This is a genomic window from Streptomyces sp. NPDC003077 (assembly GCF_040611095.1).
Taxonomy (GTDB): Bacteria; Actinomycetota; Actinomycetes; order Streptomycetales; family Streptomycetaceae; genus Streptomyces.
Window position 1 is genome coordinate 55,062 of sequence record NZ_JBEXNM010000004.1, and the last position, 24,733, is coordinate 79,794.

General features: G+C 71.5%; 22 protein-coding genes. 9 read left to right on the forward strand and 13 right to left on the reverse strand.

Annotated features, from left to right (window positions below; translation table 11 throughout):
• From ABZX96_RS04260 to ABZX96_RS04285, 6 genes are all read right to left on the reverse strand, one after another.
• Positions 1 to 575 (reverse strand): CHAP domain-containing protein (locus ABZX96_RS04260; protein WP_355537555.1); only part of this gene is annotated, 575 nt, incomplete at its 3' end.
• Between the two features lie 578 nt (positions 576 to 1,153).
• Complete coding sequence (locus tag ABZX96_RS04265) at positions 1,154 to 1,993, reverse strand: hypothetical protein (protein WP_355537558.1); 840 nt, start codon at positions 1,991 to 1,993, stop codon at positions 1,154 to 1,156.
• An 88-nt stretch (positions 1,994 to 2,081) separates the two neighbouring features.
• A complete protein-coding gene (locus tag ABZX96_RS04270) occupies positions 2,082 to 2,783 on the reverse strand; it encodes a cell surface glycoprotein (protein ID WP_355537561.1) in 702 nt (233 codons plus the stop codon).
• A complete protein-coding gene (locus ABZX96_RS04275) occupies positions 2,780 to 3,724 on the reverse strand; it encodes a mucin-2 (protein ID WP_355537564.1) in 945 nt (314 codons plus the stop codon). The genes ABZX96_RS04270 and ABZX96_RS04275 overlap by 4 nt, the downstream gene beginning before the upstream one ends.
• A 198-nt stretch (positions 3,725 to 3,922) precedes the next feature.
• Positions 3,923 to 4,294 carry a hypothetical protein gene (locus ABZX96_RS04280; protein WP_355537567.1) on the reverse strand — a complete coding sequence of 124 codons (372 nt, stop codon included), beginning with the start codon at positions 4,292 to 4,294 and terminating at the stop codon, positions 3,923 to 3,925.
• A 264-nt stretch (positions 4,295 to 4,558) separates the two neighbouring features.
• A complete protein-coding gene (locus ABZX96_RS04285) occupies positions 4,559 to 4,807 on the reverse strand; it encodes a helix-turn-helix transcriptional regulator (RefSeq protein ID WP_355537570.1) in 249 nt (82 codons plus the stop codon).
• A gap of 266 nt (positions 4,808 to 5,073) precedes the next feature.
• Here ABZX96_RS04285 and ABZX96_RS04290 point away from each other — a divergent pair, with 266 nt between their 5' ends.
• From ABZX96_RS04290 to ABZX96_RS04305, 4 genes are all read left to right on the forward strand, one after another.
• Positions 5,074 to 5,517, forward strand: coding sequence for a helix-turn-helix transcriptional regulator (locus ABZX96_RS04290; protein WP_355537573.1), 444 nt, complete (start codon positions 5,074 to 5,076; stop codon positions 5,515 to 5,517).
• Positions 5,510 to 5,848, forward strand: a complete 339-nt coding sequence (locus ABZX96_RS04295; RefSeq protein WP_355537575.1) for a hypothetical protein — start codon at positions 5,510 to 5,512, stop codon at positions 5,846 to 5,848. The genes ABZX96_RS04290 and ABZX96_RS04295 overlap by 8 nt, the downstream gene beginning before the upstream one ends.
• Before the next feature lie 985 nt (positions 5,849 to 6,833).
• The gene (locus ABZX96_RS04300; RefSeq protein WP_355538014.1) at positions 6,834 to 7,580 is read left to right on the forward strand and encodes an enoyl-CoA hydratase family protein; all 747 of its coding nucleotides are present in this window, start codon (positions 6,834 to 6,836) and stop codon (positions 7,578 to 7,580) included.
• The gene (locus tag ABZX96_RS04305) at positions 7,568 to 8,254 is read left to right on the forward strand and encodes a TetR/AcrR family transcriptional regulator (protein WP_355537578.1); all 687 of its coding nucleotides are present in this window, start codon (positions 7,568 to 7,570) and stop codon (positions 8,252 to 8,254) included. Before ABZX96_RS04300 ends, ABZX96_RS04305 begins: the two co-directional genes overlap by 13 nt.
• 636 nt (positions 8,255 to 8,890) lie before the next feature.
• Here the strand turns inward: ABZX96_RS04305 and ABZX96_RS04310 are convergent.
• Entirely contained in the window at positions 8,891 to 11,131 is a 2,241-nt protein-coding gene (locus ABZX96_RS04310) for a hypothetical protein (RefSeq protein ID WP_355537581.1), read from the reverse strand.
• Positions 11,132 to 11,146: 15 nt separating this feature from the next.
• On the opposite strand from ABZX96_RS04310, the gene ABZX96_RS04315 reads away from it, so the two are divergent.
• Entirely contained in the window at positions 11,147 to 11,308 is a 162-nt protein-coding gene (locus ABZX96_RS04315; RefSeq protein WP_355537584.1) for a hypothetical protein, read from the forward strand.
• Between the two features lie 73 nt (positions 11,309 to 11,381).
• Here ABZX96_RS04315 and ABZX96_RS04320 read toward each other — a convergent pair whose 3' ends face one another.
• Positions 11,382 to 11,723, reverse strand: a complete 342-nt coding sequence (locus ABZX96_RS04320) for a type VII secretion target (RefSeq protein WP_355537587.1) — start codon at positions 11,721 to 11,723, stop codon at positions 11,382 to 11,384.
• A gap of 417 nt (positions 11,724 to 12,140) precedes the next feature.
• The gene (locus ABZX96_RS04325) at positions 12,141 to 13,265 is read right to left on the reverse strand and encodes a citrate synthase 2 (protein ID WP_355537590.1); all 1,125 of its coding nucleotides are present in this window, start codon (positions 13,263 to 13,265) and stop codon (positions 12,141 to 12,143) included.
• A gap of 501 nt (positions 13,266 to 13,766) precedes the next feature.
• On the opposite strand from ABZX96_RS04325, the gene pdxH reads away from it, so the two are divergent.
• A complete protein-coding gene (pdxH, locus tag ABZX96_RS04330) occupies positions 13,767 to 14,435 on the forward strand; it encodes a pyridoxamine 5'-phosphate oxidase (RefSeq protein ID WP_355538017.1) in 669 nt (222 codons plus the stop codon).
• Positions 14,436 to 15,160: 725 nt separating this feature from the next.
• Complete coding sequence (locus ABZX96_RS04335) at positions 15,161 to 16,675, forward strand: PAS domain-containing protein (protein WP_355538020.1); 1,515 nt, start codon at positions 15,161 to 15,163, stop codon at positions 16,673 to 16,675.
• Positions 16,676 to 16,934: 259 nt separating this feature from the next.
• Here the strand turns inward: ABZX96_RS04335 and ABZX96_RS04340 are convergent, their stop codons facing one another.
• Entirely contained in the window at positions 16,935 to 17,693 is a 759-nt protein-coding gene (locus ABZX96_RS04340; protein ID WP_355537593.1) for an SIS domain-containing protein, read from the reverse strand.
• Positions 17,694 to 18,107: 414 nt separating this feature from the next.
• Here ABZX96_RS04340 and ABZX96_RS04345 point away from each other — a divergent pair, with 414 nt between their 5' ends.
• Together ABZX96_RS04345 and ABZX96_RS04350 are read left to right on the forward strand one after the other, a co-directional pair.
• The gene (locus tag ABZX96_RS04345; RefSeq protein WP_355537596.1) at positions 18,108 to 18,800 is read left to right on the forward strand and encodes a metal-dependent transcriptional regulator; all 693 of its coding nucleotides are present in this window, start codon (positions 18,108 to 18,110) and stop codon (positions 18,798 to 18,800) included.
• A 1,083-nt stretch (positions 18,801 to 19,883) separates the two neighbouring features.
• On the forward strand, positions 19,884 to 20,759 hold the full coding sequence (locus ABZX96_RS04350; protein ID WP_355538023.1) for an alpha/beta hydrolase: 876 nt from the start codon (positions 19,884 to 19,886) through the stop codon (positions 20,757 to 20,759).
• Between the two features lie 34 nt (positions 20,760 to 20,793).
• Here ABZX96_RS04350 and ABZX96_RS04355 read toward each other — a convergent pair whose 3' ends face one another.
• From ABZX96_RS04355 to ABZX96_RS04365, 3 genes are all read right to left on the reverse strand, one after another.
• Entirely contained in the window at positions 20,794 to 21,576 is a 783-nt protein-coding gene (locus ABZX96_RS04355; RefSeq protein WP_355537599.1) for a hypothetical protein, read from the reverse strand.
• 627 nt (positions 21,577 to 22,203) lie between these two features.
• Positions 22,204 to 23,853 (reverse strand): transporter, encoded by a 1,650-nt coding sequence (locus ABZX96_RS04360; protein WP_355537602.1) that lies wholly within the window; start codon positions 23,851 to 23,853, stop codon positions 22,204 to 22,206.
• Entirely contained in the window at positions 23,850 to 24,638 is a 789-nt protein-coding gene (locus tag ABZX96_RS04365; RefSeq protein WP_355538026.1) for an ABC transporter ATP-binding protein, read from the reverse strand. Before ABZX96_RS04365 ends, ABZX96_RS04360 begins: the two co-directional genes overlap by 4 nt.
• Positions 24,639 to 24,733: the final 95 nt, after the last annotated feature.

The following is a 24,733-nucleotide window of genomic DNA, read 5'->3' on the forward strand; positions in this document are numbered from 1 at the left end:
CCGCCGGCGCCGTGCTGGTTGCCGGCGTCGTCGTACTCGACGTCGAAGACGAGTTCCTTGCGCTCGTTCGGCTTGAACACGGCTTCGGCGTTACGACCCAGGCTCACACGCTTCGGCATATCGAGATCCTCTTCCTGCTTGTAATTGGGGTGTCCGTACCCGTGAATGCGGGTGGAGTTGCGCTTGACGTGACGGCGGTAGACGCCGTCGCCATTGGAGGAACCGTCGTTGTTGGTGTTTCCGCCAATGGTCGTGATGGTGGTCTCGTCGAACGACTCGACGATCTCGGTGTGATCGCCGCCGCCGGGGCCGTAGAAGACGATGGCACCGACGCTCGGCGTGGAGTCGTACAGACCCCGTTCCCTGAACCACGCAACGCCGTTCACACAGGCCGCGTATTTGGGAATGATGTCGTCGTTCCCGGAGTACGCGGCGCAGTACGAAATGAACATCGCGCACCACGGCTGGTGGTTCATCGGGTACCAGACGCCGAACTTGTTGTCGTTGTTCGGGCCTTCCTTGTAGCCGATGTGCTTTGCGCACTCGGCGATCATGGACGATGCGGTATTGGCCATTGCGAAATACGCCCTCCAGTAGGGGTGCTGCGCCGACGAGGCGTCGATACGCGGTCGGTGGAATCGGTGAGCGACCGCGAAATGCGGCGGTCGGTGGTGAGGTTGCGGTGGAGCACCCGGGCACGTGGGCGCCGTACGGGTCCGTGGCGGCGCGCACGTCACGGACTCGGGTATCGGCCAGTCATCGGCGAAGCGATCGACTGGCGGCGCCAGTGGGCAACTCGCATGAGCGGCCATCTGGTTGGTGTGCCGCGGGATCGCGCTCACCGGGTCGTCGCACACGGAGTCGATCGCGGTCACGGCCGACTGGTGGCGCGGAACGGGATCAGCTGCGATGTGGGGCGTCGGTAACGGAGCGGCCCCGAGAGCTCGATGAGCTGGAGATGTTTCCGGGCATGCCGGAGACGGCTCCTATTAGATCACGGATTGATAACGGAAGCAACAGGGGGGACGAGCGGGGTTGTTGGGACGCACCTGATACTCCGTGATACGCGGGGCGGCACGATGTCGCAGCGCCCTGGTGCCTCCAGCGCCGCCCGTGGTGTCGGCGGCACCCCGTACCGTCCGCGGCACCCGCGTCATGCCACATCCCCCGAGAACCAGGTGGCGCCGCCCGCGCCCCGCGCCGCGGACAGCAGCAGGGGAAGGGAGGCCGGCCACTCCCACACCCGGTGCCCCTGTTCGTCGGCGCCGCACGCGGCTCCGGTCGTGCACGTGACAGTGGGCGGCTCGGCAGGGGCGGCGCTGACGCTGAGCGCGCCGCCGCACCCCGGGCAGGGCACCGGCAACGTACGGGTCGCTGTGATCGCTTCCGGAGTGAGCACCCGGGCGATGCGCCGCCGGCCGTCGCGCGTCACGCGGACCACCTCGTCCAGGAGGTGCGCGGGGAGCGGGTCGAACGGCGCGGTAACGGGCGCGCCGGTCCCGTCCCGCTCAGGTTGGGTGCCGGTCCCGAGCACCCGATCCTCGATCCACACGCAGGCCCAGTGCAGGCCGTACGCGCGCGAGCCCGCGGCCCGCAGGCCGTCGACCGCACCGGGGCTGCGCGGGTGCCAGTGCCGGGTGTCCGTGGCGGGCACGTGTTGCACGGCGTCGGCGAGCGCGTCCGCCAGCGCGAAGACGGACCGCTCGACGTGGACGGCGGTATCGAGGGCGTCGAGGTTGGCGGGCGCCGGGTGCTCGCGGAGGACGAGCGGCACCCGGCCGATGACGGGCGCGGTGGGAACGGCGTCGTCCCGCCCGCGGTCGTCGGTGGCGAGCTGGTCGAGGAAGCCGCCACGTTCCCGCGGGGGCCATTCGGTGACCCGGGGGCGTGCGATGGCGTCGAGGAGGTCACCCCACTGTTCGCGTATGGCGACGAGGTCGTCGACCGCGCGGCGTGCGAGCGGGGAGAGGGGGGAGGCGGAGGCGTTCGTCATGTGCGGCAACTCCTGTACGTAGGACGGGTCGTGCTGATGCGTGGGCGAAGGCGGCTGCTTACCCGTAGGGCGTGGCTAGGGCGGCAGCTCACCCTGAGGGCGAGGACAGCGGCGAAGGCGACGACGAGCCGCCCGCGCCCCCGGAGGCGGACAGCGCGGCGGCGTGGGCGGCCTGCCGCTGCGGGTGGGTGTGGTCGCGGAGTTCGGCTCCGGACGGCCGCTTGCACGGCATGGACCGACGAGCCCGGCAGTCGGCGCGCGGGCAGTCGACGGACAGCTCCGGGAAGCGTGTCCTGCGGTTGCCGATGCCTCGTTCGGCCAGTTCGGCCCGTAGGCGGGACGGCATCTCGCCGACCGCTGAGAGACGGGCGGCGAGCTCCGGCGCGGGCCCGCCGGTGGTGAGTTCGCGGAGCGTGGTGGGCGCTGCCGCCCCGGTGGCCACCGCGAGCCGGGTGCCGAGCAGTGCGGCGCGGTAGGCCGCGGGGTCGTCGGGATCGGCGTCGGGCACCGGATCGGTGTGCCGGTCCAGGGCGGCCCGGCGGAAGGCCTGCCACGGACGGACCACGTCGGCGGGCTTGATGGGGTACGGACTGGTGGCGATGTGGTGGCGCACGGCCTGCGCGGCGTCCCAGTGGCGCCCTTCGGGATGCGGCGCGGTGGCGGGTACGTCGGCGAGCAGTTCGTACCACTGGTCGAGGCGGTCGCCGGCCTCCGCCTGGTCGGCGGGGGTGGACCGGGGATCGAGGCGCGCGACGTACGCGAGTAGGGCGGCGGTCTCCTGGCGGTTCACCGTATGGACTCCTGGGGGCTCTCGGCGAGTGCCACGGCGAACAGTTCCGCGGCGGCCCGGACCCGGCGCGGTCCGGCGGGGAGGGGGATGACGTCGGCGTTCGGTGCGGTGGGGGCGCCTTCGGGGACGGGCGGGAGCGCGGCCCAGCCGGGCAGGAAGTAGCGGACGGACCTCGGGCGGCTGCGTGCCCGGTGCCATGCGGCGCACGCGTGCTCCACCAGCACGGCCATCGCGGTCCGTCGGCTGATCGACTCCAGACGGAGCCGGTCGGGGGCGGCCAGGTCCCAGGAGACGATGACGCCGGCAGCCGTCAGGGCGTCGCGCAGCGGCCGGAGACCCTCGGGCACGTCCGCGCACGTGGGGACGGTCTGTTCTACCTCCGTAGGAGGTAGAGGGTTCGGGCCGGGCCGGGCAGAGCGTGACGGGGGCACCGCGTCACTCTGTGACGGGCTGTTCTGACCTGGGGGAACGTGGGGAAAAGACGTCGAGTTCAGGAGTTTTCGGCTCCGCTCCTCCGGTGATTCGTCAGGCGAACGGGAGGCGCCGTGGGCGGGCTCGGTGACCGTTCCGGACGTGTTCCGCCGCGCCGCGGCCTTGTCTCGGGACCGCTGCTGACGCTCGGCTGCCCTGGTCCGGTCGTCTTCCACCCGCGCCCGGCTGGGGTTGTAGTTCAAGAAGTCGTGCATGACGTAGTCCCCCGGGGTGGGTTGGGGACACCGGGCGCACGCGTGCCCGTGCTCGTGCCACAGTCCGGCCGCGACGAGCTTCCTGACCTGTGGCGGTGTGCCGTAAAGCTGGACGACCACGCCCGGTATGGCGCCCTCGGTGAGGTGCTGGGCGGCGTAGGCGCCGGCGCGCAGCCACAGCCCGATGGCGGCGTTGCCCGCCTTCAGCAGTTTGGGGTGGGCGTGCGCGGTGTCGTCGATCTTGAACCAGGGCACAGGTGTCGCTCCTTGGAGAGGCGGCGCCCGAGGAAGGGGCCGCACGGCTCGTCCTCGTCCGTGTCCGGGGGCAGTTGGCGTTGGTGGGGCGGACTGGTGGCTCGTGACGGACAGCTGCCGTGGGGTGTGCAGCCGGAGGGGGAGACTCACGGAACCAGAGGTGAACGCGCTGGTGGCATGCGGTCCGCTGGGCGGCGGTTACGCGGGGCGGCTGCCCTTCCGCGCCAAGATGCGAGCGGCGGTGACGGTGAGGTCGTCCGCGAGGCGGATCGCCTCACGCGGGCTGAGTTCGGCATCGAGGTTTCCGGCCGCGACGACCTCCGCGAGCAGCGCGTCCCGCGTGCCGTCGGCCTGCGCCGCGCGCAGCGCGCGTTCGTGATCGGCCACCTCCGCGCACACGACCGCGTGGTCGAGGGCGCGGACGCTATCCGCGTGCGTGAAGAGCAGCGCGCCGATGACGGCGGGATCCTCGGCGTAGGCGAGGGAGAGCTCGTCGAGCAGTGGCGCCGCGCGGTCGGCGATCGGCAGCCGGACGGCGAGGCCGTCGGCGGTGAGCTGGGGACGGAACATGGGCACGCCTCCGGAAGCGAGCCGAACCCGGCGGGCCGGGCACGGCGGACGTGGTGAACGGGGAGGTGACGCGAGGGGCGGGGCGAGAGGAGGAGAAGGGCGAACAGGCGAAGCCGGTCCCCGTAATGGCCACCCGGCCTGCGCGGACGGAAGCGGGCCGGAGGGCCGGAGGGGGTGGCACGGTTGCCGTGAGGACGGGCGGACGCCGCACTCCAGGGGCGTGCTGTCCGCATCAGAAGGCGTTCTCCTCCGTCCCCTTCCGCCTCAGGCGGCGCTGTCCTCTCGCATCAGGTCGGCGGCCGTGAGTCCGTAGGCCCGCTCTATGGCCGCGAGACCGGACGGGTTGGGGGCGTGGCGCCCGGTCGCCCACCGGTAGGCGGCGAGGTAGGGGACGCCCATGCGCCGCGCCATGTCGGCAGGGGTGCGGTCGCCGAGCCCCTCGGCAGCGACGAGCAGGGCGGCGGGAACATAGGTGGCCATGCCGATCCTCTCGCGAAAGATCGAATCTCTCATGAACGAAACCTATCAGACTCGTTTCGTGCATGAAACGTAATGGCGGGGGCCGAGGGGTGACGGTGCCGACGACTCGTTGTCAGTACGTGGCGGTATGTTTGGGGATGTCAGTGACAGGTGATCATCGTCTGCCTAAACTGCCACTGGTCATTGGGTTCGGCGCGGTGCGGCGGGTGAGGTCGTAGGGGCGGCCTTAAAGGGGGAGGGAAGCTTGCGTAGCCTTGGTTCCGGCTGTGCGTATCTTTCATGCGCGATATCTTTCAGGTATGACATCACGCCCCGCCCATCACACACCGCAAACCTTCGCCACGTGGTTGCGCGATCAGCTTTCCGTCCGAGGCTACGCGGAGCGAGGGGGGCAGAAGCGTTTCTCGGCTGACTCGGGTATCAGTCCTGCCACCGTGTCCCGGCTGCTGCGCGCCGACGGGCTTCCCGACCTGCGGACCCTGCAACTCCTGTCGCAGGCGCTGCACGTTGCCCTGGGCGAGATCCTGGTCCGGGCCGGCGTAGCCGAGCCCGAGGACCTCGCCGCGGCTGCCCGGCCCATCAGCCCTGACCCCATCACGCCTGCACAAGCCGCCGCCGAACTCGGCATCACCGACCCGCAGGCCATCCACGTGTTCGAATCCATGGTTGGCGCTCTCCGTACGCCCGGAGACGGCCGCCGCGTGAGCGGACAGCACAGAGAAAGGCACCGCCTCGATGAGTAATCGCGCGCAGCTCGTCACTACCTTCACCCACACCGTGTTCGCCGCCGGCCTCGCCCTGGTCGCCGCCGGTGCCGCGGCGGACTCCCCCCGGCGTATGAGCATCGGAGCGGGTCTGACCCTCGGCTCCCTGCCTTTCGTCGTCGGCAGCCAGGTCCGGCGCCACCACAGCCTCGCGCGCGACGAGGCGGAGCAGCTTCGCCAGGAGGGCTACCGGTTGGGGCTCGACCACGTGGCCCGCGGTCTGCTCGTCGGCCCGCCCCTGCCGGCCGCCGCGGACCGCGCCCAGCCTGCCGTGCGCCACCTGCCCACCGTCCCGCCGTGCCCCGCGTAGGGGGGCTGGCGACACGGGGTAGCGGAATCGGCAGAGAGATCACGAAGACGGCAGCGACAGAGGACCGCGCACGCCGACGAAGGCACGGCCCACCCCAGGCAGCCCGAAGCCGGCCACGGGCCTGAAGGATCGCTTCGGGGAGGGCAAATCCCGCCGCCGGCCCCGACTTTCGCGGCCTTTTCGACTTCCGCGTCGGCCCCAACTGCCGTATCAACGTGCCCGAACGAGCGCGTGCCCCGCGCGAACAACCCGCGCCGACACTACCCGCCCCTCACTCGATAACGAGGCCGGGCCGACCCCAGGCCTCGGCCGGCGAACGCGGGCAATGTCTTGACGTGCGCTCCCGGCCCGCTCAATGTGGGAGTCCGTCCCACGCACTACCAGTGAGTAGGAGGCTTCGGTGATCGCTCCCGGTCACCTCGGACACAGGAACGGTCGCCTTGAGGACAGGGCCAGGGGAAGCGGGCGTCGGTGATGGCACCCGCGCCGGAGCCGGCGCAACGTCCATGGCGCCGCCGGGCCGTCCGGCCACCGAAGCGGACGGGAGGGCCGAAGCCGCCGTGAGCAGGTCCTCCGCCCACCCAGGCCACAGCAGGGTCCGTTCCACACCAGCCCACCACTGACCGGCAGTCGCCCACCGGATCGACACAGGGCGAGCCCTCCCCGCAAGGAGGCACCCGCCCCGAACCTTCGCAAGAAGGCACCCAGCCAAGCGCGCGGGCGCCCTACCGAGCTCCACGACCGGCAGAATTCCGTGACGCGCACGCACGACGAGCGCGCGCACGAGAACGCGCGCGAAGAAAAGGAGTTCCACGCCCTCATGGCCGACGAAACACCGGAGCCGTCGCCGACAACGTCAGCCGGCCAGGCAGCACCCACATCCCCCGCCCGACCGCGGAGCGGCACGACACACCAGAAGCCGTCCACAGGCGAAGCACCCCGGAATACCCCTGCGGCCACCCCACCCACCACCACCCCATCCCTCATCCACCGCACCCACCACCGCGGCGTCCTCACCCTCACCCTCGACTCCCCGCGCAACCGCAACGCGCTCTCCCGCGCCCTCGTCACCGAGCTGTACGGGGCACTGGCCGACGCCGCGCACGACGATTCCGTCCGGGCCGTCCTGCTCGCGCACACCGGCAACACCTTCTGCGCGGGAGCGGACCTTTCGGAGGCCACCGCCGCGGACGCGCCGACGGCGGGGCCACTCGGGCTGGCCCGCCTGCTGCGCACCATCGTGGAACTCCCCAAGCCCGTGGTGGCCCGCGTCACCGGCCACGTCCGCGCGGGCGGCCTGGGGCTGCTCGGCGCCTGCGACATCTCCGTGGCGGGTCCCGGCGCGTCCTTCGCCTTCACGGAGGCCCGGCTCGGCCTGGCTCCGGCCGTGATCTCCATGCCGCTGCTGCCCCGTCTCGACCCGCGCGCGGCGGCCCGCTACTACCTCACCGGCGAACGGTTCGACGCGCCCGAGGCCGCCCGCATCGGCCTGGTGACCCTGCACGCCGAAGACCCGGACGCCGCCCTCGCCGCCGTCCTGGACGGCCTGCGCAAGGGCTCCCCTCAAGGGCTGGCGGAATCCAAGAAGCTCGTCACCGCCGACATCCTGCGCACCTTCGACCGCGACACCGAGCCTCTCGCCGAGCAGTCCGCCCGTCTGTTCGCCTCGGACGAGGCCCGCGAGGGCATGACGGCCTTCCTCCAACGACGGGACCCGGCATGGGCACGGTAACCCCGGCGGGGACCACCGGCGCTGCCCGCACCACCAAGCAACCCCAGCAAGAACGCAGCCGGGCCACCCGCCTCAAACTGCTGGAATCCGCCATCTCCTGCCTGGCCGAACGCGGTTGGAACGGCAGCACCGTCTCCGTGGTCGCCGAACGTGCCGGCGTCTCCCGCGGTGCCGCCCAGCACCACTTCCGCACCCGCGAGGACCTCTTCACGGCCGCCGTCGAACACGTGGCGGAGAAACGACAGGCCGCCCTCAAAGCGGTCGCCGCCAACCTGCCCCCCGTCGGCTCCCTGGCCCGCACCCGCACCGTCGTCCGCGAAATCGTCGCCCTCTACACCGGCCCCCTCTTCCGCGCCGCCCTCCACCTCTGGGTGGCCGCCACCGACGAGGACCAACTCCGCGACCGCGTCACCGCCTTGGAATCCCGCGTCGGCCGCGAGGCCCACCGCACGGCCATATCCCTGCTCGAAGCCGACGAATCCCTCCCCGGCATCCGCGAAACCGTCCAGGGCCTCCTGGACATGGCCCGCGGCCTGGGCCTCGCCAACCTCCTCACCGACGACCGAGCCCGCCGCGAACGCGTGGTGGAGCAGTGGTCCCGGATCATTGACGAGGCGTTGAGCCCTTCGAAGGAGATGGGGTCGGGGACGGGGACGGGGGATCGACCGGGGTGAGGTCGGGGTTCTCCGGGAGTTTGTCGGCGCCGGGGCAGTGGAGGTGCTGGGCCATTTTGCGGGTGAGGGAGTAGAGGACGGCGGCGCGGGCTCTGTGGGCGTCCTCAGGCTTCATGCTGGACTGCGGGCCCGAGAGCCGGGAACGGAGGTACCGAGTGTTCCCTTTGCGCCAGCTCACCGGTATTTCACACTCGACTGTGCTGAAAGCCAGGTCGTTGGCTACGTAGGTTCCGGCGCCTGCCTCGAAATAAGCCTCACCAGGCCGGGAGGGCCTGGCGGGGGTGGATCCCCAGCCGAAGCTCAGTTGCATCCACTTGTCGTTCACATCGGTGGAATTCGCGCCGCAGGAGTCCACTTCGAGGGAACCCGCGTCGGGTGTCCCTGCTTTGAGTGCGGCTGCAGCACCCTTCAGGCCCTGCTTCGTGTCCTCCTTCAGGCGGGCGCCTGCGAAGAGCTTGCCGAATTCTCGTTGCGCCGAAGGGGGCAAAGATCGTTCGCAGAAAACTGCGGCCAGTTTTTCCGGGGGCGTGCCGTCGGAACCAGGAGCAGGATGGTCCGCTTCTCCGGAGCACCCGGCAAGGAGGACGGCAATAACTGCGACGCCGGAAATGTGGCGTGCGCGGGTAAGTATTCGCATCACTCGTCATCCGACTTGTAAGTGAAAGTGTCGTGCGTCTTGCCGTCTGCGTAACCCTGTTGGGCTGCGGCCACCAACTTCTGTGTGGTCTCCGAGTCCAGTGGGAGCTTGTGGGCTTCTCCGTAAGCCTTCGCGGGATATACGGCGTTGGCCTCTCCCGCCCTCCTGTATTTCTTGTCGGCTTCCTGTATGTCATCGGTCTTGTCTATTTCGAAGCGCTTGATCGCGTCGTCCACCTCGTGGTTTATATGAGTCCCAAGGGCGCCGCCAACGACTCCGGCGGCTATGGGTATGGCGACCGGTGCGGTGGTGCCTCCGGTAACCAGGCTGACTCCTCCGCCTATGACAGTGCCGACGCCCCACTTGACCCAGTCGCCCGTCTTTGCCAGTTCTTCCTTCTGCTTCTCCATGTCATCGTTGGCATCCGCCCGGATCTGGTCAAGGCGTGAGTTGTCGAGCAGCCCGTGCACTTCGGCACCGGCGTAAACCGCTCGGTGAGCCGTCGCCGGGTGTTTGTTGGGGTCGGCGTATTCCGATTCCAGGATCCCGAGGCTATAGGCCTGCTGGGCCTGGGACATCGTGGCGTGTGTATCCTCCGTCTGGCCCATGACGGCAATGAAATCCAGGGCTTGATCGCGCGTGATGGCAGCGTGCGCCTGTCCCTTCGTTTCATAGAGCGGGTGCATTCCGCCGTCCCGGTAGGTACCGAAATCCGCCATCCCGTTGTTCAAATCATCGATGTAAGCCGCCCCCATCTTGGCCACACTGTCCTCGCTCCCCGGCCTCTTGTGCAGCAACTCGGGGTGCTCGCCGTACACCTGCACCACCTGCTCCATGACCTCGGCCCCGTCCTTCGTCCGGTGCAGGGGCGGAACGGGCGCGTCGTAGGGCACGCCGAGCGTCGCGGATTCCAGGGCGTGGCCCAGGGCGTCGTGGCCGGCCAGCGTTTTGCTCTTGTCGCCGTAGATGCTGTCGGAGGGCCATTCCCGTGCGGGGTCGTCGGAGCCGCCGACCAGGTAGTCGAAGTTGTCGCGCTGCTTGAAGAAGTCGGCGGAGGCGGCGGGGTTGTGGCCCAGGGCTTGCATGAACCCCGTCATCGGGTCGCCACCCGCGTCGTTCTCGGCGCCGAAGTTCAGGCGGTCACCGTATATACCGGCTTGCCAAACCTGGTCGAGCCCGCCGTACTCCTTGGCCGTCTTCTTCTCGTACGAGATGAGCTGCTTCCCGTAGTCGGCCAGGAAGTCGTCGTCGTATTTGCCGTGCCGCATCAGGCTGCTCATGACCTGGAAGCCGTTCGGGCTGGAGTTTGAATGGTTGGGGACGTGTCCCGGGCCGAGCTTGAGCATGTCCGATTTCCAGGCTTCCATCGCCTTGCTGTCGGACTGGCTGGCCAGGGCCAGGGTGTGGCTGAGATCGACCTGCATGTTCTTGAGGATGGCCTGGCGTGCCTGGCTGAGCTGTCCGCCCTCCAGGGGGCGGCCGGTGAGTTCGGCCCAGAGCTGGAGGGTGCCCTTCGCCTTCATCTCCACGGCGAACTTCTCCGCGAACTCCTTGTCGCCCCGGTTGTTCTTGAGGAGTTCGTCGAGCTGCTTCAGTTCGGCGTCCGTCATCTTCGCGCCCTTTTTCGCGAGGTCGGTCGCGCGGACGGCGTCGGCGGAGTCGAGGGAAGTGACCAGGCCCTTGGCGTTGAAGTCCTGCTTGTTGCCACCGAGGTTGCGGCTCAGCCCCCAGCAGGCGGTCTCGTCCGCCTCGGCGGCGCGTTGCAGGATGCGCGTCAGGCGTGCGGCCAGGGCGTCGCACTGGTCCTGTTGCTTGCGTATGAGTTCGGGGCCATCCGGGTCGTGTATCGCGCCGCTGTCCTTGGACAGGTCGTGCAGCGGTGTGACCGTTCCCTTCCCGTCGACGCGCAGGCCTTGCTTTTTGGCCTCGACGTCCGCGACCTGGTGCAGTTCGGTTTTGGCCTGCTTCAGTTCCTCGTGCAGGGTGTTGAGGACGCCGTACACGGCCTTGGCTTCCGCCGCCGCGTCGGCGTATTCCTGCTTGGCTTGCTGCGTCTGCTGCTCGGCCTGGCCGGCGGTCGCGGCAGGTTCACTCCAGCCGGCGTCGCGGAAGGGGCGGTCCACGCGATCCGCGAACTCCGTCCCCAGGCCGGTGAATTTCTGCGCGGTCTCCTGCCAGCGATCCGCGGCCGACCGCAGCGGGCCGAGTTCGAGGTGATAAAGCTGTTCGTACTTCGGCACGCCGAGCTCCCCGTGATGATGGTGATGATCGTGGTGATGTGGGTGATCCGAGCAGTGGTGTCGGTGATGTGCGGCAGCGCTCTGATGGTGATCAGTGCGCTGAATACGGGCGATGTGGACGGTGCCTGCCGCGAAGGAAGCGGTGACGCCTGCGCCCAGCACGGCTGGGGGCGCTGATCAGGCCCGGCCGTCGGCGGAAACCGGAAAGGAAGTACGGAATTCCGGGCTTCCGCACGGGGAATGCCCGCCCTCAGCCGAAAGGCGACGTCTCCCGCGGGACCGACCGCATGGTGTGAGCGTTCGTCCGCTCCACGTTGTTGTAGCCGTTGCCCGTGCTCTCCAGGTTGTTCCCCAGCCCCGCCACGCGGTTGACCAGGGCCGAGCACTGCCCCGACCAGGTTTCCGCCAACCCGTTCAGCGCGGAGCCCAGGCCGCCGTCCCAATGGCCGCCGCTGAAGTTCCGGGACGCGGCACGGGTGTCGTCCACCGGGAGTTGACCGGCGGTCTTGGTGTCGCCCGCGACCTGGCGCGCTTGGGTCCCGGCGCTGATGAGTCGCGCCGGATTGCTGATCTTTGTGTTGCCTTCCGCCATGTATGTCCCCCTCGGCTCGCCTGTTCCCGGGCGCGCGGTGCGGCGCGCGTACGTTACGGGCGCCCTGAGGATAGTAAAGGGGAGCTCAAAGCGGCGCCCGGGCGAATCAAGGAAGTGACGGACGTGACACAGGGGGCGACAGCTGATTCCGGCTAACGGCCGGGCGGGACGGCGCGGTGGCCCCGGCGATCGGCCAAGCCGCGGACAAGGCAACGGGGTGCGGCCCCAAGGCCGCACCCCGCGAAGACACGTCATACATCAGCGGCGCAGAGCGCCCTCAAGCGCTCCAAGGGCGTACGTCCAAGCGCCCCGGAAACGCCCCCGAACCGACCAGGAAGCGCCCTGCAAGCGCCCCGAACGCGCCCCGAACGCGCCCCGAACGCGCCCCGAACGCGCCCCGAGCCCGCACCCGCGATCTCAGCCCCCCGCCTTCACCGCCCCCAGCCGCTTCACCGCCGCGTACCCGTCGATGTCGTGCGGGCTGCGGGCCGCCGGGCCGACGTACCGGGCCGACGGGCGGACCAGGCGGCCGGTGCGCTTCTGCTCCAGGATGTGGGCGCTCCACCCGGCCGTGCGGGCGCAGGTGAACATGGACGTGAACATGTGCGCCGGGACCTCGGCGAAGTCCAGCACGATCGCGGCCCAGAACTCGACGTTCGTGGCCAGCACGCGGTCCGGACGCCGGTTGTGCAGCTCCTCCAGGGCGGCCTTCTCCAGCGCCTCGGCGACCTCGAACCGCGGCGCGCCCAGCTCCTTGGCCGTACGGCGCAGCACGCGCGCCCGCGGGTCCTCGGCGCGGTAGACGCGGTGGCCGAAGCCCATCAGGCGCTCGCCGCGGTCCAGGGTCTTGCGGACGTACGCGGCGGCGTCGCCGGTGCGCTCGATCTCCTCGATCATGTGCAGGACGCGGGACGGCGCGCCGCCGTGCAGCGGGCCCGACATGGCGCCCACCGCGCCGGACAGCGCGGCGGCCACGTCGGCGCCGGTGGAGGCGATGACGCGGGCCGTGAAGGTGGAGGCGTTCATGCCGTGCTCGGCGGCCGAGGTCCAGTAGGCGTCCACGGCGGCGACGTGCTTGGGGTCGGGCTCGCCGCGCCAGCGCTTCATGAAGCGCTCCACGACGGTCTCGGCCTTGTCGATCTCCTTCTGCGGCACCATCGGCAGCCCCTGCCCGCGCGCCGACTGGGCGACGTAGGACAGCGCCATGACGGCGGCCCGCGCCAGGTTGTCCCGGGCGGTGGCCTCGTCGATGTCAAGGAGCGGTTTCAGGCCCCACACGGGCGCGAGCATCGCCAGCGCCGACTGCACGTCCACGCGGATGTCCCCGGAGTGGACGGGGATCGGGAACGGCTCGGCGGGCGGCAGACCGGGGTTGAACGCGCCGTCGACGAGGAGGCCCCAGACGTTCCCGAAGGACACCTGTCCGACCAGGTCCTCGATGTCGACACCGCGGTAGCGGAGCGCGCCGCCTTCCTTGTCCGGTTCGGCGATCTCCGTCTCGAACGCGACGACTCCTTCGAGTCCGGGTACGAAGTCGGACATCAGGCGGCTCCTCAAGGTTCGGGCGGCACGCGGCTCCTGACCAAGCGTCGTGCATGCCGTGCTGTCAGCGTCTGGCGTACAGGTCGGAACGGGTACGCGGCTGCGTCCGGCAGCTCGCGGTCCGGTCCGGCCATCCCAGTGATGCCCCGCCCGGGCGTTGGTCACCCGGCGGTCCGTCTCACGGCGGGCCGGCCCGCGGGCACGGCGGCGTGATCACCGGAAAACTCGGTGTGGTGCGTCTCTTCAGGGCGGACACGATATCTCGCCCTGTCCGAAGGCCACAGCGGGCCGAGCCTTGATTTTGGCCGGTCCGATAGCTGCGGGGAAGCGTGACATCCGGCACACTGGGCGATTCGCTTACGTAAGGGTTACCGCGGGGCGTCCAGGGGCAGACTTTCGCCCCTCCCGCCCACCTGTTCCCACGCGATGCTGCAAGATGAGGCCGTGCACTCCGCCGACGCGCCTGTTACCGCCTTCTCCGAGGTCCCCGACCCCTCGACCATGCGCAAGCAGTACCGCGCCGAGGGGCTCGTCGAGAGCGACCTCGCCACCAGCCCGTACGAGCAGTTCGCGCACTGGTTCACAGAAGCGACGGCGAGCGGGCTGCGCGAGCCCAACGCGATGGTCGTCTCGACCGCCGACGCCCGGGGCCGCCCCAGCTCGCGGACCGTCCTGATGAAGAGTTTCGACGAGCGCGGCTTCGTCTTCTTCACCAACTACACGAGCCGCAAAGGCCACGACCTCGCCGAGAACCCGCACGTCTCCCTGCTCTTCCCCTGGCACCCGCTCGCCCGCCAGGTGATCGTCACCGGTACCGCCGAACGGGTCGGGCGGGACGAGACGGCCGCCTACTTCCGCACCCGTCCGCACGGTTCCCAACTGGGTGCCTGGGCGAGCGAGCAGTCGTCCCCCGTCGCCTCCCGGGAGGAACTGGAGCGCGCTTACGAGGAGTTGGCCGCCCGCTACCCGGCGGGCGAGCAGGTGCCCGCCCCGCCGCACTGGGGCGGCATCCGGGTCACCGCCGAGACGGTCGAGTTCTGGCAGGGCCGCGAGAACCGCCTGCACGACCGGCTGCGTTACGTCCGCGCGGAGGCGGGGGCGCGCAACGGAGCGAACCCGGCCGCCGGGGGCGCGGGCAACGGCTGGCGGGTCGAGCGACTGGCACCGTGACGCCGGGGCGGCACCCCGCGCTTCCGGGCGCGTCGTGTGCCGCCTCACGCACCCGCGCGTCACCGCCCGCGCGCTTCGGATCGGCCGGGGCTCCCGATGGCGGGACGAGGTGCCTTCCGCAGGGGCGCGCGAGGAACGGTCGAACGGGCCCCGTCCGGAACGGCGCGCCCTGAGACGACGCGCGCGGGCGAGCGAAACGGCCCCAGAGGATGCATGCGGCCGAGCGAAACGGCGCCCCAAAGGACGCGTGAAAAACGCACGAGGAACGAAACGCAGGCGACCCGCGGGCTGCTCCCCCGCGCCTGAGCGGCGCATGGGGGCCGGTCGGACGAACCGGCAGCCCGCGGGTCGGGTGACTGCTTGGGATTGGGCCGGCTGCGTACGGAGTTCGTACGCCGGACCGGCGTTGCACTGATGCGACGACGGGCCGTCAGCCCGCAGTCACCTCACGCGTCCGGTGTGTGTACATCTGCCGAACCACCTCCCTTCTCGTGTACCGCCACCCTAAGAAGCAGTCCGGAGCCGGACAACCGAATTTCCCGCGGGCACCGATTTCCGCGAATGGGGTGTGGGCTGGGTCACGTTCGAGTTGAATGATCCGACGTGCAGCGCCTGCACCGCGTTCATCGGAACGTCTGCTACCGCGTTCATTGGGGGTGCCCGTGACTGCTTCGTCTCCGTCACACCGCTCCGAGGCCACCCCGGCCGAAGAACCGGACCGGACGATGCCCCGGGAACAGCCGCCGGAGAGCGACGACTCCGGCCTCCTCGCCGCCCTGCTGAACGGAATGGACGCCGCCCTGTGCGCCTTCGGGGCGGACGGCACGGTCACGCACTGGAACCGCGAGGCCGAGCGCCTCCTGGGATGGTCGGCGGACGAGGCGGTCGGCCGCCCTGGGCTGGCCGGCTGGGCGGTCCGCAAGGAGGACGCCGACGAGGTCCAGGCCCGGCTGCTGGCCGCGATGACCGCACCGGGCCGCCAGGTCAACGAGTTCGCGTTGCTGACCAAGGACGGGCGCCGGGTTCTCGTCCGCACCCAGTCCTCCGTTGTCACCGGCACGGACGGCACGCCCGTCGGCGTGTACTGCGCCTTCAGCGAGGTGCACGCGCAGATCGACCTGGAGCGTTCGATCGCGCTCAGTGAGGCGCTGTTCGACGACGCGTCCTGGGGCGTGGTGCTGGTCGACGCCGATCTCCGTCCCGCCGTCGTCAACGCGCACGCGGCCCGCGCCCTGGGGGTGGGGCGGACGGCCCTGTTGGGACGCCCGTTGGGGGACCTGCTCACCCAAGGGGCGGAGGAACTGGAAGGCGCGCTGCAGCACGTCCTCGCGGAGGGGGCGCCGCCCGCGCCCGCCGAGCTGTGGGTGACGCTGCGGTCCGCGGACGCCGAGGAGCCGCGCCGCTGCTGGCGCAGCGGCTTCCTGCGGCTGGCCTCGCCGCTGGCGGAGGAACCGGTTCCGCTGGGTGTGGGCTGGCTCTTCCAGGACGTGACGGAGGCCAAGCGCGCCGAACAGGAGGGCTCGCTGCTGCGCTTCCGCGCCCGCCAGCTGCACCGGGCGGGCCGCGCGGCGGCGGAGTGCGAGGACCCGCTGGAGGCCGCCGTGGTCCACCTCGACTTCGCCCTCGCCGGCTTCGCCGACCACGGCCTGGTGGACGTGGCGACGGGGGCGGAGACGCGGGGCGCACGGCGAGGCGGCACGGAGGAGGTGGACGAGCCGACGCGAGCCTCTGGTGAGCCGGGCGCGTCCGAAGTCTCTGAAATGTCCGGGATGTCCGAGGGGCTGTGCGCGATCACCGAGGAGAGCGCGGAAGGCCGCGGACGGGGAGCGGGCGGCGGGCTCGGCGGGCCGGGGCGGGCCTGGCCCCGGCTGACCCGCGTCATCGCCTCCCCGGCGGGCGCGCCCGGCCCGTCCGAGGCGGTCCCGGCGACCGGCATCCCGGTGGCGTACCCGCCCGGCCACCCCGCGCTGCAGGCGTTCGAACGGTGCGGCTCGGTCCGCGCCGGCGCCGGGTCGTCCGCGCCGTCCCCCGGATGGTCGGCGGCGCGCAAGTGGCCGGACGGCACGGTGCACGGGCTGTGCGTGGTGCTGCGCAGCCGCGGACGGACCCTGGGGGTGACCACGTTCCTGCGCGGGGCCTCCCGCCGCCCCTTCGACCGCGCGGACGCCGCGTACGCGGAGGACGTGGCCGCGCGGATCGCCGCCGCGCTGGATCTGGCGGGGGTGCTGGGGAAGGGGTGAGGGGGCGTTTCGCCGGGCCGGGTCGTCGTACGCGTACGTGCCTGGGCGTGCGAGGGGCTGCCGGGGCACGGGGAGCCGCCGGGGCGCGAGGGACCCACTGATCGTGCGTACGTTCCGCGAGACGCGCCCGATCGCTTCCGCAGGCGAGAAGGCCGCACGGACCGCGCTCGCCGCCGGTGCCAGGGCCTGCCGCGACCGCCGACAGAAGGCAGCCACCGCCCTTACCGCCAGCCACCGCCCCCACTGCGGGTAGCCGCCCCTACTGCCGGTAGAAGATCCGGTCCGCGTACTCCTGCATCACCCGGCCGTTCCACTCGTGCCCGCCGTCCACGTTGCCGGAGCGCAGCAGCGGCGGGTCGATGCCGCGGTCGGCCAGCGCGCCCGCGGCCGTCGCCATCATGGCCTGCATGATCGCGCTGGTGACGACGGTCGAGGCGGGCGCGAACGGCGCCTCGATGCCGGGCACCGACAACTCGGCGTCACCGACCGCGACCTTGCTGTCCACGACGATGTCGCAGTGGTCCTTGAGGTAGGTGCCGGAGACGTGCCGGGACTTGGTCTCGTCCGCGTAGGCCACGGACGTCAGCCCGACGACCTTCAGGCCCAGCGCCCGCGCGTTCATGGCCATCTCCACCGGGAGCGAGTTGCGGCCGGACAGGGAGATGATGACGAGCACGTCGCCGGGGTGCAGCGGGCTGGTGTCCAGGACCGCCCCGGCCAGCCCGTCCACCCGCTCCAGGGCGCTGCCGAGCGTGGCCGGCCGCACGTCCACACCGACGACGCCCGGCACGGACAGCAGGTTCACGACGGCCAGGCCACCGGCGCGGTAGACGGTGTCCTGGGCGGGGAGGGAGGAGTGCCCGGCGCCGAAGGCGAAGATCCGGCCGCCGGCGGCGACGGTGTCGGCGATCAGCTCGCCGGCCGCGTCGATGCGCTCGCCCTCCTCGTCGCGCACCCGGCGCAGCAGGTCGATCGCGGCGTCGAAGTACTGCCCGGTCAGCCGGTCGCTCTCACCCATGCCCGCGGGCCCCTTTCGTCGAAGGTCGTCGCATTCCGTCGGCTGCGGAACCACGGACACTCGTGGCGCGGCTCACGGTGCGGTCTGGACCCGGGCCCTGTCAATACGGGTGTGCGAGGTGATCCGTGAGTGGCGCCCGGCCAGGCGTACACCGGGAGGACAGCCTAGGACTCCTCTCCCGTAAGCGGGCGTGCGCCCACTGGTCCCCCGGTTGCGCGTACGGTGCGCAGTGATCTCCCGGAGAGACGTGGCGGTGGCCCCTTCCGGGAGGCGCGTGGGGGAGCGACGGTGCGGGTCGGCGCGCCGACCGTGCCCCGTTCCCCGGGCGGCGCACGGCGCCGGGACGGCCGCGTTGTCAGTGGGATGCGTCAGAATTGAATGCAGGGCCACCGCACGACTCATCAAGGGGCACGCATGTCCGGACTGATCGACACCACGGAGATGTATCTCCGCACCATCCTCGAACTGGAGGAGGAAGGTGTGGTGCCCATGCGCGCCCGGATCGCCGAGCGGCTGGAGCAGAGCGGCCCCACCGTCAGTCAGACGGTGGCGCGCATGGAACGGGACGGCCTCCTGACGGTCGCGGGCGACCGCCACCTGGAGCTGACCGAGGAGGGCCGCCGGCTGGCGACCCGCGTCATGCGCAAGCACCGCCTCGCCGAGTGCCTGCTCGTGGACGTCATCGGGCTCGAATGGGAGCAGGTGCACGCCGAGGCGTGCCGCTGGGAGCACGTCATGAGCGAGGCGGTCGAGCGCCGCGTCCTGGAGCTGCTCCGCCATCCGACGGAGTCGCCGTACGGCAACCCCATCCCCGGCCTGGAGGAGCTGGGCCAGAAGGCCGAGGTCGATCCGTTCCTCGACGCCGGGATGGTCAGCCTCTCCGATCTGGACGCGGGAGCGGACGGCAAGACGGTCGTCGTGCGCCGGATCGGCGAGCCGATCCAGGCGGACGCGCAGCTGATGTACACCCTCCGCAGGGCGGGCGTGCAGCCGGGCGCCGTGGTGAGCGTCACGGAGTCCCCGGCGGGGGTGCTCGTCGGCAGCAGCGGCGAGGCCGCCGAGCTGGCGACCGACATCGCCTCGCACGTTTTCGTGGCCAAGCGCTGACGCTCCGCTTGTGGGCCCCGCCAGGGCCCTGACCAGCATGTGAACCCGGCCCCGTCGGCTCGTCCCAGGGAGTCCGCTTTTACTCCGTTCGAACGGAGTTGGCGGAACACGAGCGGCGGGGCCGGTGGCGTGCCAGGCTGGCGCTGACGCATCCGTACGCGAGCCATGACGTGTTGCGCTGAAGACCTGGGGCTGAGCGGCTTGAGACGTGCGAGGCTGGACGAGGCTGCCGCCTTTCCCGCAGGTCGGGGAGGGGGCTCGGGGTGCATCCACGGAGTCCGGTACCGCATTCGCCGCCGGTGACCCCGGGCCCGGCCCCGGGGGCGCTCGGTACGCCCCCGCTCTGCCGCTTCGAGGGCGGGCTTCGGGCGGCGGCCGGACTCCGAGGGCCGTGGGAGACGACGGAGCCAGTCACTCCGCGAGGCCGTGTCGACGCCGCCAGGAGCTGTGCGCGTAGCCGCCCGCGAGGGTGGCCGGGGGATTCCGTTCCGGTCCGGAAGGGCGTGGGTGCCGGATGGGCCGCGGGGGCGGCGGGCGCCGACCTGTTTCGAGGAATCCCGGCCGCCGGACGAGGCCCGGGGGCTGAGGGCGCCGACGCGGTTCGAGACGCTGTGGGCGCCGACTCGGTTCGAGAGGCCGCGGGCGCTGGACGTTGCCCGGGAGCCGTGTGTGCCGGACGAGGCCGCAGGGCCGTGGGTGCCGACTGGGGCTCGGGCGCCGTGGCTGTCGGCTTGGGCCGGTCTGCCGTCAGAAGCGGTCGGGCCCGGCGGAGGCGCGCGGGCGGCGGTAAGGCTCTGGGCGACAACGAGGGCCCCGGCGCTGCGAGCTGCCGGGGCCCCGCCTCCCCATGTCCCCCCGTCAAGACCCGGAGCCCCGAGCTCTCAGGGTCTTGGGGCGGCAAGCTCCCTTCCCGGTGGAGCCAGCCTCCCCGTAGCTGTCTCCCCTCGGCGTGCATCGTCAATCCTGCGTGGCGGTCACTCGAACGAGCGGTATTGGGCGCAGGAACGTTGCTTTTCGGGTCCATGCGAATGTCTGTTCGATAATGTGGGGCTGCTCGAAGGATGAGTGGGGGTGCCAGGGCATATGGTGCGGCGCATCGACGTGACGGGAGCCGACGGCATACGGCTCGCGGCCTGGGAGTTCACCGACCCGCCCAAGGGCGAGGGCGAGGGCTGGCAGCACAACGGGCGGAAGCCGGGCGTGCTGCTGCTGCACGGCCTCATGGGCCGCGCCGCACACTGGGCGGACACCGCCCGCTGGCTCGGCGCCCGGTACCGGCCGGTCGGCCTGGACCAGCGCGGCCACGGCCGCAGCGAGAAGCCGGCGGACGGGCCGTTCGACCGCAAGACGTACGTCGATGACGCGGTCGCCGTCATCGAACAGCTCGAACTGGCGCCGGCCGCCGTGGTCGGCCACTCCATGGGCGCGCTCACCGCCTGGCAGCTCGCCGCCTCCCGGCCGGAACTGGTCAGCGCGCTGGTCATCTGCGACATGCGGGCCTCCGCCCTGGGCGCGGCCTCCCAGCGGGAGTGGGCGGACTGGTTCCGCTCCTGGCCGGTGCCCTTCGCCACGCTCGCGGACGTCCGCAAGTGGTTCGGCGAGGACGATCCCACCCTGGAACGCCCCCGGCCCGCCCGTGGCGAGTTCTTCGCCGAGGTGATGGCCGAGCGCGCCGACGGGTGGCGGCCCGTCTTCTCCCGGCGCCAGATGCTCAGCGCCCGGGACGCGTGGGTGCACGACGCCCACTGGGACGACCTGGCGCAGGTGCGGTGCCCGACGGTGGTGGTCCGTGGGCTGGACGGCGAGCTCGGCCGGGCCGAGGCGCAGGAGATGGTCCGTGTGCTGCCGCAGGGCGCCTACGCGGAGATCGCGGACGCCGGCCACTGGCTCCCCTGGGAGCAGCCCGAGGAGTGGCGCCGCATCGTCGAGCCCTTCCTCCAGGCGGTGATACCGACCTGAGCCGGGTACCCGGCCGGTGGTCGGCCGCTGGGGCTCATCTCCTGCCGTGGGTGAGGCCTTCCCGCCGGATACGGGTGGTCAGGGACTCGCCGGTGAGCAGGGAGCCGTAGCCGGTGGCCGACCACAGGCTCCGCTCGGGCGGGACCGTGTAGTACGGGACCTCGGCGCCGTCCAGCCGGTCGACGAGGACTTGCGGCGTCCGCCGTCCGCGCAGGGCGCGGAGGCACCCGTCGCACGCGGCCACGCGTATGTGATCGCGGTCGGCGGACGGACGCCACGGAACGCGGCGGAGGGCCGGGCCGTGGAGCGGGTGGAAGAAGCACAGCGGGAGCGCGTCGGGTGTCCGGGCGAGCGCTGCGCGGCCCTCGGAGACCAGGGCGAACACACCCGCGAGGTCGGGTATGCCACGGGCTTGGCCCAGCACGGTCTCGGCCGTCGAGCAGGACGCCAGCGCCGACTGCGCGCGGGCCGGTTCGGTGTGCGGGGCACGGGCCTCCTGCGCGAGCCGGGCAACCTCCTCGGCGGCCTGCTCCCGCAGCGCCGCGGCGTCCGCCTGGCGCGCGGCGGCGAACACCGAGCGGGGCAGGGCGAACGGTGCGGCCAGGTCACGCAGCCGGCTGCGGCGGCGGAGCAGCAGGAACGTGGCCGTGAGGACGAGGAGCGGCCCGGCGGCGAGCGCCAGCAGGCGGGTCAGCGTCGCGTCGGAAGCCTCGGGGGGACGCGTCTCGCTTTGCAGCGTCGAGGCCAGGTCGGTCCCGCACAGTGTCAGCAGCCACCCGGCCAGCAGTACCGTCCCCGTTCGCAGCACCGCTGCCACCCCCTTCGATCAAAACTTCGACCCGACGCTATCGCGCCTGCCCACACGCGTGCGCAGCCTGTGGATAACTCGCCCCGCGAGCACGCGATTCTCGGGTCGCGGCAGCTCAACGGCTTGATCCCAACCGCCAACGGCTGCTTCGGCCTTGGCGTGCCGCTTTGCCGGCCGGTCGCGCCGGTCGCGTTCGTCCCGTCGGGACTTCAGCGATCGGTGGTGGATTCGGCCGGGTGAGAGGGCTCACCGATGCCGGGTTGAGCGGCTTCACCGATGAGCGCCACCAGCGGCAGTCATCGATCAGCTCTCCCCGGCGTCATCGATCGGCTCCCCCGGCGGTCGGCGGTACCTCCGGCATGTCACCGGTCGGAGACAAGGGCCGCCGCAGGCGCTCGATGGGCCTCCACATGCGACATCGCCCGCGAAAAGCCCCGTGAACGGGACCTTCCGCGGGCGATGCGATGCGGTGGGACGCGGTGCGATGCAGTGCGATGTGATGCAGTGCCGCGACGCGAGACGAGGCGACGTGCCATGACGTGCCGTGCCATGACGTGACGCGGGAAGCCGCCGGCAGCCGAATCGAATCCGGGGCAGCGGCATCGGGGCAGCGGCGTCGCCCCGCCCCCGTTCACCTCACCCCTTGCTCACCGCCGTCAAGATCTCCGGCAGTCGTGCCGCGACCCGTGGCGCCGCCAGCCGCATGCCCAGCAGCGCGGCGCCGAACCCGTACGCCGCGCCCACCGGCAGCAGCACCCACAACAGCCCGCCCATGTCGGCCAGGTGCAGGAAGAGCGTCAGCGCGAGCAGGGGGGCGGCGAAGGCCGCGGCCACCAGGAAGCCGCCCAGCAGGCTGAACCACGCGATGGCGCCCTGGCCCGGGGCGACGTTCTTGTTGCCCTCGGACGGAATCGAGTAGGGGAAGAACACCGAGGCCAGCGCGCCGGTGGCGATGAGTGTGCCGAGCAGCGCCAGCGACAGCCCGTACACCTCGGCGAACGCCGACCACGGGCCGACGAGGGCGGCGGTGCCGACCGTCACCAGCGTCGTGTACGGGAAGGCGACCAGCACCAGCGCCAGGGCGCGCCCCCGCAGCTCCAGGTAGGCGTCGCGCGGTGTGGCGATGGTGGAGGCCACCATCCAGAAGGCGGAGGTGTCCTGCCCGAACTGGTTGTACATCTGCATGCCGAGCAGCGCCGAGGCCGAGAACGCCGTGTAGATGCTGCCGCCGCCCTGGATGAAGGAGATCACCGGGACCAGCAGGCCGACGCCGAGCGCCGTGGCCCAGGACATCTTGGATTTCGGGTCCCGCCACGCGTACCGCAGGGTCCGCAGCATGACCGTGCCGGTGCGCCCCTCCGGGAGGAGGCGTGTGGCCCCGCCGCCCTTCCTGGTGGCGCGGGCGGAATCGCGTCCGCTGTCCTTCTCGACGGCCTGCAGGGTGGAGGAGTCGGGCGAGGTCATCACGGTCGTGAGGGTGCGCTGCCACCACCACAGGAGCAGGACGAGCGCCAGCGCGGCGAGCCCCAGGCCCAGTGCCGCGCGCCCGTAGGCGCCCGTACCGGCCGCGTCGACGGCGTCGATCGCGGAGGCGGGCGGGATCCAGCGCAGCACGTCCGCAACCGGTTCCAGGACCGACAGCCCGTCCGGACGAGCCAGTTTCTGGACGCCGATGTTGACGCCCTGGGCGGCGAACGCGACGATCAGGCCGCTCAGTACGGCCAGGTCGCGGCCCCGGCGGCTGGTCAGCAGCCGCACGTTGGCGGTGGCCACGCCGCGGGCCAGCGCCACGCAGATCAGGAGCAGCAGGACGACGGCCAGGATGCCGGCGACCGCGGCGGCGGCCCCATGGGCCACCAGGATCACCGAACCGACCGCCAGGGCCAGCGTGAACAGCGGGCCGATGCCGATCAACGAGGCCACCAGCAGCGCGCCGGTCAGCGAACGGGGCCGCAGCGGCAGCATCACCAGCCGCGTGGGGTCCAGCGTCTCGTCGCCCCCGGGGAAGAACAGCGGCATGCCCGCCCACCCCAGGGTCAGCAGCGCGGCCAACAGGACGCCCAGCGCGCCGGCGTGCTCCACGCCGCGCAGCGCGATCAGCGCCAGCAGCACGCCCGCCGCGCACAGGAGCGCCATCACGAGGCCCGCCACGTACGCCGCGGTGCGACCGGCGGACTGGCGCAGCCCGTTGCGCAGCAAAGAGAGCTTGAGTCGTACGAAGACCGGCACCAAGGAGGCGGCCGGAGAGGCGGTGCTCGCGGTGCCGGTGCGTGCGGTGGCGGTCATCGGGCGCCGCCGCCGAGCCAGTCCAGGCTGTCGCCGGCCGTGCGGTCGCCCGCGCCGACGAGTTCGAGGAACGCGTCCTGGAGGGTGGTGGCGTCCCCGCGTACGTCCGCGAGCGGGCCGTCCGCCCGGATGCGGCCACCGGCCATCACCGCCACCCAGTCGCACAGCGACTCCACCAGCTCCATGACGTGGCTGGAGAAGATGACGGTCGCGCCGGACGCGGTGTACCGCTCCAGAACGCCGCGGATGGTCTGCGCCGACACCGGGTCCACGCCCTCGAACGGCTCGTCCAGGAAGAGGATTTCCGGGTTGTGCAGCAGCGCCGCGGCCAGGCCGATCTTCTTGCGCATGCCGGTGGAGTAGTCGACGACGAGTTTGCGCTGCGCGCCGGACAGGTCCAGCACCTCCAGCAACTGGTCGGCCCGCTTGTCGACCTCGTCACCAGGCAGGCCGCGCAGCCGCCCTATGTAGGCGAGGAGTTCGCGCCCTGAGAGGCGCTCGAAGAGGCGCAGTCCCTCAGGGAGCACGCCGATGCGGGACTTGACGGCGACGGGGTCGCGCCAGACGTCGTGCCCGCCGATCTCGACCACCCCGGCGTCGGGGCGCAGCAGGCCGGTCACCATCGACAGGGTGGTGGTCTTGCCCGCTCCGTTCGGCCCGACGAGGCCGATGAACCGGCCCGCGGGGAGCGTCAGGTCGATGCCCGCGACGGCGACCTGCTCGCCGAACTTCTTCCACAGCCCCTGGACGCGTACGGCGGTCGGGCCACCGGCCGTGCCCCCCACAGACGCGTCGTGGGGTGTCCCCCTTGGCGCGTCCGAACCGCCCCCGAGCGGAGCCGTCGCGGCTCGCTGGTCGTCGTGCCCTGGCTGGTTGGTCA